Annotated in this window: 15 protein-coding genes; 11 read left to right on the forward strand and 4 right to left on the reverse strand. The window is 46.2% G+C overall.

Annotated features, from left to right (window positions below):
* Positions 1–29 precede the first annotated feature (29 nt).
* From silR to copM, 4 genes are all read left to right on the forward strand, one after another.
* Positions 30–710, forward strand: a complete 681-nt coding sequence (silR, locus tag Y71_RS16640) for a copper/silver response regulator transcription factor SilR (protein ID WP_007374413.1) — start codon at positions 30–32, stop codon at positions 708–710.
* Positions 703–2,178, forward strand: coding sequence for a copper/silver sensor histidine kinase SilS (silS, locus tag Y71_RS16645; RefSeq protein ID WP_007374412.1), 1,476 nt, complete (start codon positions 703–705; stop codon positions 2,176–2,178). Before silR ends, silS begins: the two co-directional genes overlap by 8 nt.
* Before the next feature lie 245 nt (positions 2,179–2,423).
* Entirely contained in the window at positions 2,424–2,855 is a 432-nt protein-coding gene (silE, locus tag Y71_RS16650; protein WP_007374411.1) for a silver-binding protein SilE, read from the forward strand.
* Between the two features lie 145 nt (positions 2,856–3,000).
* Positions 3,001–3,351: a CopM family metallochaperone gene (gene copM / locus Y71_RS16655; protein WP_032716639.1), complete on the forward strand. Its 351-nt coding sequence runs from the start codon at positions 3,001–3,003 to the stop codon at positions 3,349–3,351.
* Between the two features lie 407 nt (positions 3,352–3,758).
* On the opposite strand, the gene Y71_RS16660 is transcribed toward copM, so the two are convergent.
* Positions 3,759–4,667 (reverse strand): HNH endonuclease, encoded by a 909-nt coding sequence (locus Y71_RS16660; protein ID WP_007374408.1) that lies wholly within the window; start codon positions 4,665–4,667, stop codon positions 3,759–3,761.
* A gap of 623 nt (positions 4,668–5,290) precedes the next feature.
* Between Y71_RS16660 and Y71_RS16665 the strand changes: the two genes are divergently transcribed.
* Entirely contained in the window at positions 5,291–5,551 is a 261-nt protein-coding gene (locus tag Y71_RS16665; protein WP_007374405.1) for a type II toxin-antitoxin system ParD family antitoxin, read from the forward strand.
* Positions 5,538–5,834, forward strand: coding sequence for a type II toxin-antitoxin system RelE/ParE family toxin (locus Y71_RS16670; RefSeq protein ID WP_007374404.1), 297 nt, complete (start codon positions 5,538–5,540; stop codon positions 5,832–5,834). Before Y71_RS16665 ends, Y71_RS16670 begins: the two co-directional genes overlap by 14 nt.
* Positions 5,835–6,187: 353 nt before the next feature.
* On the opposite strand, the gene Y71_RS16675 is transcribed toward Y71_RS16670, so the two are convergent.
* A complete protein-coding gene (locus Y71_RS16675) occupies positions 6,188–6,943 on the reverse strand; it encodes a DeoR/GlpR family DNA-binding transcription regulator (RefSeq protein WP_007374403.1) in 756 nt (251 codons plus the stop codon).
* Between the two features lie 370 nt (positions 6,944–7,313).
* Here Y71_RS16675 and Y71_RS16680 point away from each other — a divergent pair, with 370 nt between their 5' ends.
* Genes Y71_RS16680 through hxlB form a run of 5 tightly spaced genes read left to right on the forward strand, consistent with a single transcriptional unit; the run spans position 7,314 to position 10,573 of the window.
* Entirely contained in the window at positions 7,314–7,850 is a 537-nt protein-coding gene (locus Y71_RS16680; RefSeq protein WP_004105507.1) for an RpiB/LacA/LacB family sugar-phosphate isomerase, read from the forward strand.
* Positions 7,851–7,853: 3 nt separating this feature from the next.
* Entirely contained in the window at positions 7,854–9,224 is a 1,371-nt protein-coding gene (locus Y71_RS16685; protein WP_007374402.1) for a PTS galactitol transporter subunit IIC, read from the forward strand.
* A gap of 21 nt (positions 9,225–9,245) precedes the next feature.
* Entirely contained in the window at positions 9,246–9,539 is a 294-nt protein-coding gene (locus Y71_RS16690) for a PTS sugar transporter subunit IIB (protein ID WP_007374401.1), read from the forward strand.
* Positions 9,539–9,997, forward strand: a complete 459-nt coding sequence (locus Y71_RS16695; protein WP_007374400.1) for a PTS sugar transporter subunit IIA — start codon at positions 9,539–9,541, stop codon at positions 9,995–9,997. The genes Y71_RS16690 and Y71_RS16695 overlap by 1 nt, the downstream gene beginning before the upstream one ends.
* 54 nt (positions 9,998–10,051) lie before the next feature.
* Positions 10,052–10,573 (forward strand): 6-phospho-3-hexuloisomerase, encoded by a 522-nt coding sequence (gene hxlB, locus Y71_RS16700; RefSeq protein WP_007374399.1) that lies wholly within the window; start codon positions 10,052–10,054, stop codon positions 10,571–10,573.
* A 222-nt stretch (positions 10,574–10,795) separates the two neighbouring features.
* Here hxlB and Y71_RS16705 read toward each other — a convergent pair whose 3' ends face one another.
* Complete coding sequence (locus Y71_RS16705) at positions 10,796–12,031, reverse strand: MalY/PatB family protein (RefSeq protein ID WP_007374398.1); 1,236 nt, start codon at positions 12,029–12,031, stop codon at positions 10,796–10,798.
* A 131-nt stretch (positions 12,032–12,162) separates the two neighbouring features.
* Positions 12,163–13,011, reverse strand: coding sequence for a DMT family transporter (locus Y71_RS16710; protein ID WP_007374397.1), 849 nt, complete (start codon positions 13,009–13,011; stop codon positions 12,163–12,165).
* Positions 13,012–13,162: the final 151 nt, after the last annotated feature.

Consider the following 13,162-nt stretch of genomic DNA (forward strand, 5'->3'; position numbering starts at 1 on the left):
ATGACATTAGCAGCCAGCCGGGGAGCAAGATGAAAATATTGATCGTCGAAGACGAAATTAAAACAGGTGAATATCTCAGCAAAGGGCTTACAGAGGCAGGGTTCGTAGTGGATCACGCTGATAATGGTCTTACCGGATATCATCTCGCCATGACAGCCGAGTATGATTTAGTCATTCTGGATATCATGCTACCTGATGTGAACGGCTGGGATATCATCCGCATGCTGCGCACTGCCGGAAAGGGTATGCCGGTCTTACTGCTGACAGCCCTCGGCACGATCGAACATAGGGTCAAAGGACTGGAACTGGGTGCGGACGATTATCTGGTTAAACCCTTTGCGTTTGCCGAACTGCTCGCCCGGGTGAGAACCCTTCTGAGGCGGGGAAACACGATGATCACGGAAAGCCAGTTTAGGGTGGCTGACCTCTCGATTGATCTCGTATCCAGAAAAGTCAGTCGCGCCGGAAACCGCATTGTGCTCACCAGTAAAGAGTTCAGCCTGCTGGAATTCTTCATTCGCCATCAGGGAGAGGTTCTTCCCCGCTCCCTGATTGCCTCTCAGGTCTGGGACATGAATTTTGACAGCGACACTAATGCGATCGATGTCGCAGTAAAGCGACTCCGCGCTAAAATAGACAACGATTACGGGACAAAGCTGATCCAGACAGTCCGGGGCGTGGGCTACATGCTGGAGGTCCCGGATGCATAGCAAACCTTCCAGACGCCCTTTCTCACTCGCTCTGCGGCTGACCTTTTTTATCAGCCTGTCCACGATACTGGCTTTTATCGCCTTCACCTGGTTTATGCTGCATTCTGTTGAAAATCATTTTGCCGAGCAGGATGTCAGCGATCTTCAACAAATCAGCACCACACTGAACCGTATACTGCAGTCCCCGGTGGATCCGGATGATAAAAAAATAAGCAAAATAAAGGAATCAATTGCCAGCTACCGCAACGTTGCCCTTTTGCTCCTCAATCCCAGGGGGGAAGTGCTCTTTAGCTCAGCTCAGGGGGCGGCACTACGCCCGGCAGTGAATTCAGCAGATTTTAGCGAGCACAGCCGCGCACGGGATGTCTTTCTCTGGACGGTGGAGGATCCTGCGGGACCGATGGATACCGGGTCCGAAATGAAGATGGAAACATACAGGATTATCGCCTCCTCTGGTCAGGCGATATTTCAGGGCAAACAGCAGAACTATGTCATGCTGACTGGCCTATCCATTAATTTCCATCTCCATTACCTCGATGCGCTGAAAAAGAACCTGATTGCGATTGCCGTCGTGATAAGCCTGTTGATTGTTCTGATCATTCGAATCGCTGTCCGTCAGGGGCACCTGCCCCTTCGTAATGTCAGCAATGCCATTAAAAACATCACCTCCGAGAATCTTGATGCGCGACTGGAACCGACACGCGTTCCCATTGAGCTGGAGCAACTGGTTATCTCGTTCAATCATATGATTGGAAAGATTGAGGATGTCTTTACCCGCCAGGCCAATTTCTCTGCCGATATCGCGCATGAGATCAGAACGCCCATCACCAATCTGGTGACGCAGACTGAAATCGCACTGAGTCAGGATCGAACACAGAGGGAACTTGAGGATGTCCTCTATTCCAGTCTTGAAGAGTATAACCGGATGACCAAAATGGTCAGCGATATGCTGTTCCTGGCACAGGCAGATAATAATCAGCTGATACCTGACAGGGTCATGTTTGACCTCAGAGCGGAAGTCATGAAAGTCTTCGAGTTTTTCGAAGCCTGGGCCGAAGAACGCAATATCACGCTCAAATTTAACGGGATGCCCTGCCTGGTTGAGGGAGATCCACAAATGTTCAGAAGGGCGATCAATAATCTGTTATCCAATGCCCTGCGTTATACCCCGGAGGGACAGGCAATCACCGTCTCAATAAGAGAGCAGGAGAGCTTTTTTGACCTTGTGATTGAAAATCCGGGGAAACCAATCCCTGAAGAGCATTTATCAAGGCTGTTTGACCGTTTTTATCGGGTAGATCCGTCCAGACAACGAAAAGGAGAAGGCAGCGGCATCGGCCTTGCGATTGTGAAGTCCATCGTGGAAGCACATCACGGAAGAGTGCAGGTGGAATCGGACGTACGTTCAACTCGTTTTATCCTATCCGTGCCCAGACTGGAGAAAATGATTCCGGAAACCCAGTACTGAGAATAAAGATTTAAATGACAAAGATGTCATTAGCCTGTCATGCAGCAAACAGAAGCTATTCGATATAATTAGTGCAACTTATCAGGAAGGCATTATTACTTCATCCATACACGGCATCAGCACAAGCCAGGAGTTGTATTAAAGCCTCATCCCGGCGGAATAAGGTCTGTAGAGTTGTCAGTTGTACTACTGAGGACACAGATCGAAATTCACGGACATCACTAATTCAGAAATGGAGAGTTACCATGAAAAATATCGTCTTAGCATCAGTGTTAGGTTTGAGCTTAATTTCTACGGCCTGGGCCACTGAAACTGTAAATATCCATGAGCGTGTCAATAATGCTCAGGCTCCGGCCCATCAGATGCAGTCTTCTTCAACTCCAGCCGCCATCCAGGGGGCAGCTCCACGGATGGCCGGTATGGATCAGCATGAACAGGCTATTATTGTTCATGAAACCATGAACAATGGTTCAGCAGATGCACATAAAAAAATGGCGGAAAGTCATCAGAAGATGATGGGAACTGGCACCGTTAACGCTTCCCGTCCGGCGACTTCGTTTGCGGCGATGAATGAACATGAAAGAGCAGCTGTTGCCCATGAATTTACGAATAACGGTCAGTCCGGCCCCCATCAGGCTATGGCTGATGCACACCGCCGCATGATCAATGCGGGCTGATGACAACTGAAGTTTCCGTGCGGTTACCCTTTCCTTGATAGATTGTCCCTTATACGGATATGTTGTTATTTTTTGCCCCCTTCAGGGGGCTTTTTTGTCTGACTCAGCTAAACTTATCCGGTAACCATCTGAAAGGGTTTATTATATGAAAATCACAAATTCGCTTTTTGTTATACTGATGTTATCCCTGCCAGCGATTTCCGCAGAACATTCAGAAATGAAAATGTCAGATATATCCTCATCGGCATCGTCACAGGAATATATGTCCGGCATGAAAGGTATGCATGACAAAATGATGGCCGCTGTAAAAGATTCCGATCCCGACAAGGCTTTTGCGAAAGGCATGGTAGCACACCATGAAGGGGCAATAGCAATGGCTGAGACCGAGCTAAAATACGGAAAAGATCCGGAAATGAGAAAGCTCGCGCAGGACATCATTAAAGCTCAAAAAGGTGAAATTGAGCAGATGAATAAATGGCTTGGTAATCAAAAATAATGATTGCGGAAATAATATATTGCGCGTACAGTCAGAGTGTTCCCGGGCACGGGAACCTGTTAATCGTTAATTAATCAAAACCCGATTCATTTCGGGTTTTTCCTTTTAAAACCCCCAACGCATGCACTGCACCGAGTGAAATTCACCTGAGCCAATTCTGCTTGCTTATTATTTCGATGGGAATTGCTGATTTTAATTAAGTCTATGTTTTAAAAGCGTTTCTCATGCCTGGGTTTGGCAGGGGTTCGTCCTGTTCTCTGGTCATGCGCAATGGCAATTCGCAGTCAGGGCTCAAGACTACTTTTACCTCTTTTTTAACAGAAAGTTTCTGGACCCGATACTTGCCGGAAACATCATCTGCTGTTCATCCCGACCAATAAAACGAAGGTATCACTCTCGTTTGAATCTCACTTACTTTCCATTTTGTAATAAAGAATCAAGTTTTCCAGTGATATATCAATACCAACTTTTTTTAATAACCTTTTTCGCGCAGTGTATATTTCTTTCAGCATATCTTCATAACCCTGACCAAGGTGAATTTGTTTATGGCAATTGCAACACAGAGATATGATATTTTCTTCAACATCAAGAGATGTGTCAAAAGCATCTTGCCTGGACATAGGTACAATGTGATGAGGTTCTGTGTAATTTAAGGATGAATTTCGCCTTCTGAATGTTGGGTGGTCACTATCGACTTCACATCTGTAACCTGCTTTATTCAGCGCATTTTGGGATACGCCTTTACTCCTGGGATACGAGAGGCCATTTTTTACTTCTATTGCATTTTTCTTTGGTTTGGCTTCCCCTGTATATTCAAACGTCTGAACGTTGTCAAAGATATTACTTTTCTCTATGGCATTGATCAACTCATCGTCAGAGTAATACTCACTGCTGGCCATTTCTGTTGTACCAAAAAAATCCAGTTCGTTAATTGCCTGAACAAGTTCCTCACGAATTGTCCATAAGTTTCTTTTGGGTTTTCCGCCGATTTCTTTACTCTTCATTACGGTAATGAATTTTGTACCGGATGCGATATTTCCGACACCTTTAACCTCGAATCTACCAAGTTCTTTTTGAACTCTGCCACCCAGTCCGTTTATGACTCCATTAGCACTCATGCTGTGCAGGTCGTACTTCTTACCAATATCGAAGCATGTGCAGGAATGATTTGGCTCAATAAACCATTTTTTTAACGCTGCAATACTTTTTGTGTCAAAAACTTTATCATTTGTTAATAAAGTTTTCCATTCTTCCACACTGATATCAATGTCACAGACATACTCTCCATCAATCACTTCGCATATTTTTTTAATCACATTCATTCCCCTGTTATACAGATAGTCATAATGAAAATATAAAGCTTGCTAACCGGTATGGTTGCGTAAGGACCGTAGTCTCTCAGAGACCGTGCTTTCTTTTTTTTCAGGCCTGGACACTAAAGGGTCTGTTGCACCCCGAAAAAATTTGTTGCGGGGATTGCTCATTGAGATGAGCCTCTGCTCGATCATACCAGATCAGCAGGCTGCCCCCAATGCTATGGCTTCTTAGTTTGGCCATTATCCGGCCTTCCTCACGACCAATAAAATAGAGACATTACCCGTGACGCTGCCACCGTCTCAGCCCGGAACGATCAGTGAGCGCTTCTGATGACCTTCGGTTTTTTTAACGAAGCGGGTGGGATACGGTTTGTTGCTGAAATCTTAATAATAACCAACAACTGATGCTAATTTCGCACTTTTAACATATATGAATATAAATGTTATGAATAATTGCATTTACAGGAAATATCATGCGTTTTGTCATCCGGGATCCGAAAAAAGCCAAAGTCGGATCCTGTGATAATCCTTTTGGGCTGATGCCAGAACAAGGAATGAAAGAAGGGCGCTACACTGATATACTGCATGTAAGAACAAATCTTACATCAGTTACAGGAGACCTCATGGCCCGGACGATGACAGTTGATGTTGGCGATGAACTGCGTGAATTTATCGATTCACTGGTCAAAGCCGGTGATTATCGCACCCAGAGCGAGGTAATGCGTGACGCACTGCGACTACTGCGTGAGAAACAGGCTGAATCCCGTCTGCAGGCGTTACGTGATCTGCTGGCTGAGGGGATCAGCAGCGGCGACGCAAAGCCATGGAACAAGGATGCTTTCCTGATGAAGGTTAAAGCCAGGGCGGCAAATGAAAGGGATTGAGCTGACACCAAAAGCAGAAGAAGATCTGGCTATTATCTGGGACTACAGCTTCAGACAGTTCGGGGTGGCGCAGGCGGATGAGTATATTGGTCGGATAGCGGCGGTGTTTGACGTGCTGGCCACGCATAACATTGGAACGCAGCGCCCGGAACTGGGAGAGGATATCTACTCGCAGCCGGTGGAGAAGCACATGATCTACTTCGTGTCATCGTATGCAGTGGTCACAATCATCCGTATTCTCAGTCAGTCTCAGGATACATCACGACACGAGCCCTGGAGATAACTAAGCTAAGAGAGATTATTAATCCTTTTAATATCAAATAGTTAGTTCGTATAATCTATCTTATGTTAAATATGCTGGGCTTGATATTAAGTTCATGAGTTCCTCTCTTTCAGAAAATTATCTATGAATCAGTCAGTTGCTAAAGTTTAATTATGGACTTCGATGACTTCATAACGCAACATTTCGGTACATCCGCGAAGTTCATGGAATATTCCATCCTACATTTCACTATGGTTTGCGTGTCGGGGAAGATCTATCCTTAATGAAGGATTGTGTGGCACCGTCCCTTCCTGACTCACGAGATAACATCCGTTTCATCCTTATCGTAAATATTGAAATTATTGAATTCAGAATCAACAAGTTACAACTGTCGTATGCTTCGCAACCTCGGCAATACCGTCTTTATCAGCAATATCATTCGTTATCAGCGCGGTAATCTCAGACCAGTCGCAGATCTTAAATAAGCTACTTCGTTGGAATTTAGTATAATCGCCCAGGATATATTTCTTCTCGGAATGGGCAATGATCGTTCGATCCAGAAAGGCATCCGAGGAGGACGGAGTTGATGGACCTGTCATATTGTTGAAGCCATCAGTGCCGATGAAGCAGAGATCAACGTTAATATCATTAATCATTGACACAGCCCACCCACCAAAGACAGAAGAGCTTTTCTTCCTCAGTTCTCCGCCGAACAAAAAGACCTGGTTTTCTGACTCGATCAGCACGCTGGCCACGGGCAAAGAATCGGTAAAAATTTTAAAGCCAGATTTCATGCACAACAAATTGGCTAGTTCATAGTTAGAACTCCCGGTACCAATGATCATTGAGCTATTGGGGGGGATAAATTCCAGAGCTTTTCTGGCTATGGCTTGTTTGAAAGTACTGTTTTCCTTTTCCCTTACCTGGAAAGGATGCTCGACAGCGCCCTGTTTTAATGTCGCCCCTCCGTGGCTTTTAACCAGCAGACCTTTTTTTTCAAGATGGGTGAGATCTTTACGGATGGTTTCATAAGTGACCTCATACTTTTTGGCAAGGTCGCTAACATAAACGGTACCCGCCGAAATAATCTCTTCAAGGATCAACTTTCTCCTTTCTTCAACCAGGTACATCCTTCCCCCTATAACCTTTCAACTCAATGTAATGAAGCGAATCATAGCACATAAGATGCAAACTAAAACAAACTAAAGGGAAAGATGAGTAGCCAGAGTTCTGGGAACTGTCGTTCGTGAGAACAAGGGTTAAATCCATTAAAACTCATTAAAATCAGATAATTAATAAATTTACATCAATTTACATCAACACAGCCGGTAAATATCTCCCTCCTGTATAACACCATTAAATTGGCTAATATTAGCTTTTATTGGTTTTTAATTCGATGCAAATCAATAAGTTATAAATTTTGTGATTTTGATCTCAGTTGACAACCAATATATACCAACATCATACTTGGCTTAAGTTCTTAATGACAGGTTGTTTGAGATGAAAACGAAAATTGCAATCGCATGTGATGATGTTGGATTTGATCGTAAGGAGGAAATTAAAAAGTATCTCGAAGAAGAGAAAAATGCCGAGGTCGTGTACGATCCCGTGAAACGCAAAGAAGACGGTTTCAACAATTTCGCTCGTCTTGCGGATGAAATGGCAGGTGTGATTCAGCGGGACGAATGCCGCCTCGGTATCTACATTTGCGGTACCGGAATTGGCTTTACATGCCAGATAAATAAGCACTGGGGGATCCGTGCTGTCGCCGTCACCAATCCCTACTCGGCCAAGCGAGCAAGACTCAGTAACAATGCACAGGTGATTGGACTTGGCTGCAGAGTTAATGATCTTGAATACACAAAAATGATCGTTGATGCCTGGTATGACAACGCGTTCGACTTTGCAACTGCAAGGGAAAATTCCAAAAAGAATCTACTGGAAGCAGAACGGAGTGACAACGCATTACTGACGAAACCTGAAGATGTTCGATGGAATATGGGTTTCAGACCAGATGATGAGAAATCTGAGGGCTAAAAAATGGAACTGATCACACAGTTTATCAATGACCTGGGTAATTTTATTTTTATACCGGTCATCTTCCTTATTCTGATGAAACTTCTGGGGCGCCCCCTGTCAGAGTGTATATCATCAGCCATTAAAGTCGGCATCGGCTTTATTGCATTAACCATGACCATCAAGCTGATGCTTGAAAAAATGCAGCCAGCGGTTACGGGACTTGCTGAGGCTACCGGTTCCTCACTGAGCGCCATTGACGTTGGTGGCGCAGCCACCGCCGTAATGGGTTTTGGCTCAAACATGGGGGCGATAATTATTCCTCTGTGCGTTGCCGTGAATATTGCCATGTTGGTGGCCCGTCTAACGGACTGTGTAAACGTTGACGTGTTTAATCTTCATCAGAATGCCTCTATGGGAGCGATCGTTGGGGTTTATTCCGGCAGCTTCCTTTATGGTGTTCTTACGGCTGCATTGTTCCATGTCTGGGCACTTATTGCGGCTGACCTGGGTGCCAAAAACAACGAGAAATTCTTCAACCTGCCAAAAGGCGTTGCCATCTCCCATCCGGTTGCAAATACCTATTTGCTTTTCGCTTATCCGTTTAACTGGATTTACGATCGCATACCTGGGTTCCGTAATCTGAACGTTACAGCGGAAAGCATTCAGAAACGCTTTGGTATCCTGGGCGATCCGACCATGGTTGGTTTCATTATTGGTATTCTTCTTGGCTTCTGTGGTTATGGTTGGGAATCTCCGTATCACACCATTATCGCCAGCCTGCAGCTGGGTATGTACCTTGCCGCAGTGATGCTCCTGCTGCCACGCATGACCTCAATCATGATGGAAGGTCTGGTTCCGTTGTCCAACGTGGCGCGTAAGAAACTGGTTAAACGTTTCCCGGATCGTGAGATCACTGTCGGGATGGATACCGCGTTGATTGTTGGTCATCCTTCAGTTATTGCGCCTGCACTGCTGCTGATCCCGGTCATTGTTATCCTCGCCGTTGTTCTTCCTGGCAACCGCGTGATGCCGCTGGGGGACCTCTCACAGTTCGTATTCTTTATTGCCTGTATGGTGCCTGTTTTTAATGGCAACATTATTAGAACCTGGGTGACCTCCATCATCCTGTTTGGCAGCGGCTTATACATCGCTTCCTGGATGGCTCCGGCAACGAATGAAGTGTTCCAGAAATTCGGCACAAATCCTGATGCCAGCGTGATGTACTCATCGCTTAACCCGTCAGCTAACCCGTTCACCGGCCTTTTTGCTGGCCTCAGCCATGTTGGTATCGCAGGCTATGCTCTCGCCGCTGTGTTGTTGTTGTCCGTAGGCTACTTACTCAAACAGAAAGCGCGCCGTCAGTTGAAAACTGAGGCAGAAAAAACGGCTTAAAACCTCAGAAGGTACCTGAAAATGAAAAAGATTTTAGTTGTATGCGGAAACGGTATTGCCTCCTCTTCCATTATGGTTTCTGTCCTGCAGGACTATCTGAAAGAACAGAATATCGAAGCGCAGGTAGATAAATCCTCTTTAATGGCCTGTACCACGGACACGTTTAACAGCTATGACCTGATCGTTTCTTCAACCAAGCTGGATAACCCAGGCATCACCACGCGTGTGATTGTGGGAGCAGGCCTGTTAACGGGTCTGGGCGAAGATGAAATCTTTGATGCTGTTAAAGAAGAAATGCTTGGCCAGGTGAAATGATGAAACTTGAGATTCTGGTAAACGACGTCGAGGGTACGATCGCTGACTGGCATGCTGCAATTGAGTTTGCAGGCCAGAAGCTGCTGGAAAAAGGCTATATCACGCCCGTCTATATACAGGCCTGCCTGGAGCGTGAGAAGACTTATCCAACCGGTTTATTGATGGCGAATGGTCAGGGCATTGCCATTCCACATGCGGACTATACGCTGGTAAAAACCAACAGCATAAGCATCGTACGTTTTGATAAAGAGGTCGTGTTTGGTCAGATGGAAGATGCTGACCTCACAGTTGAATGCAGCATTATGTTTAATCTCGCATTCGCCACAAGCGATCAGCATATGTCTGTGCTGCGCCGACTCTTTACGCTCTTCCAGGATATTTCGTTCATCGAGTCGTGCCGTAACCTTAAAACGCACGAAGTCGGGAAATATGTTGAAGAAATGCTTGCCGCATCCTGATAAACAAAAGGCAGATATACCCTGTCTGCCTTTTTCAATAAAAGAATGACCATAATGAAAAAGTACTCCCTCGTTTTGAAAGAGTTATCTTCACTTGTGGATAAAATCGATGAGAAAGAATTTAGCACACTTGTTGATTCTATTATTACTGCCGGTCATGTATTTCTTGCCGGTGCTGGACGTTCAGGGCAAATGATAAACGCTTTTGCTAACCGGCTGATGCATCTTGGCCTGTCCGTCAGTGTGGTCGGGGAAATCAGCGCTCCGCATTCCCGCAAAAACGACCTGATGATCGTTGGTTCAGGCTCCGGAGAGACCCAACGCCTGATCAACCAGGTGAAAATTGCTAAGAATAATGGCGTTTATATTGCGCTCATCACTACCTCACCAGATTCAACTCTGGCGACCCTGGCGGATTACGTGCTCACTATCCCGGCAGTCCATAGCGTTCAACCGATGGCCTCTCTCTTCGAACAGGCTTCCCTGCTGACCTATGACAGTATGGTTCTGGCATTAATGGCCAATCTTAATGAAACGAATGAGACAATGAAGGAACGGCACGCCGATATTGAGTGATTCAGACGAGGCGGCTATTACCCTAGGAGCCTAATAGCCGTATCAAAATCAGCAATCAGCACATTTAAGAGCGTCAATAATACCTTCGTCTTTTTCGCCCCCAACGACCCCAATCAGTTTCTTTGTCGTACACAATTGATACGCTGGCATGCTAAAATCAGAATTGTTCAGCGTCCTATCCAGTCTCTCTGGTCATAGTGTTTCGTCATCCTGTTCTCCTGGCTACATTGTTGTGGTTATGGTTCCGGTAGAACTGGCACTCAATGCGTTGCTTATGCGGCTAAGCCCTTCGGCAAGCACGGCGCGTGGACAAGCCAGATTAAGACGTATGTACCCGTCTCCGTTACTGACAAACATTTGTCCCCCTTCAAGCAATACACCCGCATGTCTGGCAAAAAAGAGGGTTACTTCTTCCTGATTACTGACATCCAGCAGAGGAGAGATATCAATCCATGCCAGATAGGTCCCTTCCGGAATGATAAAACGGGCCAGCGGATGATATGTTCTCAGATAGTCCTGTAGAAAACGGAAATTCTCGTCAATGTAGAGCCTGAGCTGAGTCAACCACTCATCGCACTCGGACCAGGCGGCCTTGTTAGCCACCAGACTCAACGGTGAGATAAAATCATCATGCAGGCGAAGCCATTCTGCTCTCACTGAGGCATCAGGGATCATGATATTTGCCAGCAGATTACCCGCCAGGTTGAACGTCTTGCTGGTCGACATGCAGGTGATAATTTTATGATTTTCAGGAAAAACTGACGCGGCGGGGATGTGCGTGACGCCCGAGCGGGATAAATCACAGTGGATTTCATCAGAAATAACCCACACATCATGTTTAATGCATAACGCTATCATTTTCTGCAACTCATCACGTCGCCAGACACGTCCGGTCGGATTATGCGGGTTACAGAGGAAGAAGGCTTTAATTCGCAGCTGGTAATCGCACAGAGTTTGTTCCATTGCCTCAAAATCTACCGCCCATTCGCCTTCGTTGTTGCTAAGCGGGCAATCGACGACACGACGACCGCTATACTCTCCAGCTTTTTTAAACGGTGCATAAGAAGGGGTCAGGATGAGGATGCTGTCTTCTTCATGGGTCAGTAACGGAACAAGGCGGTTAAGCGCAGGGATAATACCAGGGGAGAAAACAATGCTCTCTTCCGGAAACCGATATCCGTAATTCCTTTCACACCAGGCCCCAAAAATATCATAGTAATCTCTGTCATAAACGCGGGTGTAGCCAAGAATTTTTTTATCTAACCGGGAACGTATGGCTTCAAGCACCGGATCGGGTGTGGGAAAAGCCATGTCTGCTACCCAGAGGTTTATAAAACCAGTGGCCGGTACTTCCGGCAAGGGGCTTTCATGGTCACCGAACATATATTCGCGCCAGCCGTCGACGGTTAAGCTATCTGTTCCAGTCCTGTCCACTACTTCATCAAAATCATATTTCATAGAGGTTACCCGGTTAGTTTATCAAATGAGGTTACAGCGCCACTGACTTTTGCTAACAATTAGATATTCCATTGCTTTAAAATCTAAAAAACCATTTGCAGAGTAATCAAGTCATGACTGGCACGTTAATATCAGTGCCGTATTTTCCGAACCGGAGCCTTGATCACCAACAGAATGCCTGCAAGAACTGCCAGGGTTGAAAAAGCCATTCTGAGGCTCATTGACTCGCCCAAAAATGTGACGCCTCCCAGCATCGCCAGACAGGGCACACTCAACTGAACCGTACTGGCTGTAACAGACTCAAGACGAGGTAAAAGTGAATACCACAACACATAGGCTCCGGCAGAAGCACCCGCACCAGAGAGTACTGCCAGGAGAATTCCAATACCGTCGAAGTGCGCTCCCTGGCTAATGAACGGCGACAACACCAGGGCAAAAGGTACAGCAAGGATGAAGTTTGCCGCAGTGGCCTGCGTAGCATCAGGAGAGCGCTTTCCGCAGAGGGTATAAGCCGCCCAGGCAAGGCCTGAAAGCGCCATCAGAACAGCGCTGCACAGGGGGGGCTCTTTGGCACCAGGTAAGAGGAGAGCAGCCATGCCGGCTACAGCCAGCCCAAGCCCCGTTGCTCTGGAAAAAGACAGCCTTTCCCCATGGAAAAGGCCATGGGCCACCATCGCCAGCTGCACAACGCCAAACAAGAGTAAAGCACCTGTTCCTGTATCCAAATGGATATAGGCAAGGGAGAAACACAGGGCGTAGGCCATAAGAAAGAACCCGCTTTTCAAGCTCCAGACGCCCTGCTTTTTCCCCTCACGTCTCAACAACAGTGGTAATAAGACCACCGCCCCGCTCATCAGGCGAAGGTCACTGAACGTCACCGGATCAATATGTTCGCCTTTCAACGCAATCCGACAGAGCACAGAATTGGCTGCGAATGCCATCATTGCTATCACTATCTTGAATCCAACAGACCGGCCCATTAGCTTGACGCCTCAAAATTAACAAATTACGTGATAATCTATCAATTAGTAGGTAGGATGACAATATCTACTTATGGCAGCCAGACACTAAAATGGTACGCTTTTTCAGGTCATGCCTGGAGAATTGTCCTTTATCATTGCCAGATTTATG

Origin of the sequence: Kosakonia radicincitans DSM 16656, from assembly GCF_000280495.2 — a bacterium.
GTDB classification, from domain to species: Bacteria; Pseudomonadota; Gammaproteobacteria; order Enterobacterales; family Enterobacteriaceae; genus Kosakonia; species Kosakonia radicincitans.

Bases quoted from the DNA above. Each gene is read 5' to 3' on its own strand.
- Y71_RS16710 (WP_007374397.1), bottom strand. From the start codon at position 13,011: ATGGGCCGGTCTGTTGGATTCAAGATAGTGATAGCAATGATGGCATTC.
- Y71_RS16685 (WP_007374402.1), top strand. From the start codon at position 7,854: ATGGAACTGATCACACAGTTTATCAATGACCTGGGTAATTTTATTTTT.
- Y71_RS16665 (WP_007374405.1), top strand. From the start codon at position 5,291: ATGGCCCGGACGATGACAGTTGATGTTGGCGATGAACTGCGTGAATTT.
- silS (WP_007374412.1), top strand. From the start codon at position 703: ATGCATAGCAAACCTTCCAGACGCCCTTTCTCACTCGCTCTGCGGCTG.
- Y71_RS16670 (WP_007374404.1), top strand. From the start codon at position 5,538: ATGAAAGGGATTGAGCTGACACCAAAAGCAGAAGAAGATCTGGCTATT.
- silE (WP_007374411.1), top strand. From the start codon at position 2,424: ATGAAAAATATCGTCTTAGCATCAGTGTTAGGTTTGAGCTTAATTTCT.
- copM (WP_032716639.1), top strand. From the start codon at position 3,001: ATGAAAATCACAAATTCGCTTTTTGTTATACTGATGTTATCCCTGCCA.
- Y71_RS16705 (WP_007374398.1), bottom strand. From the start codon at position 12,031: ATGAAATATGATTTTGATGAAGTAGTGGACAGGACTGGAACAGATAGC.
- silR (WP_007374413.1), top strand. From the start codon at position 30: ATGAAAATATTGATCGTCGAAGACGAAATTAAAACAGGTGAATATCTC.
- Y71_RS16680 (WP_004105507.1), top strand. From the start codon at position 7,314: ATGAAAACGAAAATTGCAATCGCATGTGATGATGTTGGATTTGATCGT.
- Y71_RS16690 (WP_007374401.1), top strand. From the start codon at position 9,246: ATGAAAAAGATTTTAGTTGTATGCGGAAACGGTATTGCCTCCTCTTCC.
- hxlB (WP_007374399.1), top strand. From the start codon at position 10,052: ATGAAAAAGTACTCCCTCGTTTTGAAAGAGTTATCTTCACTTGTGGAT.
- Y71_RS16675 (WP_007374403.1), bottom strand. From the start codon at position 6,943: ATGTACCTGGTTGAAGAAAGGAGAAAGTTGATCCTTGAAGAGATTATT.
- Y71_RS16695 (WP_007374400.1), top strand. From the start codon at position 9,539: ATGAAACTTGAGATTCTGGTAAACGACGTCGAGGGTACGATCGCTGAC.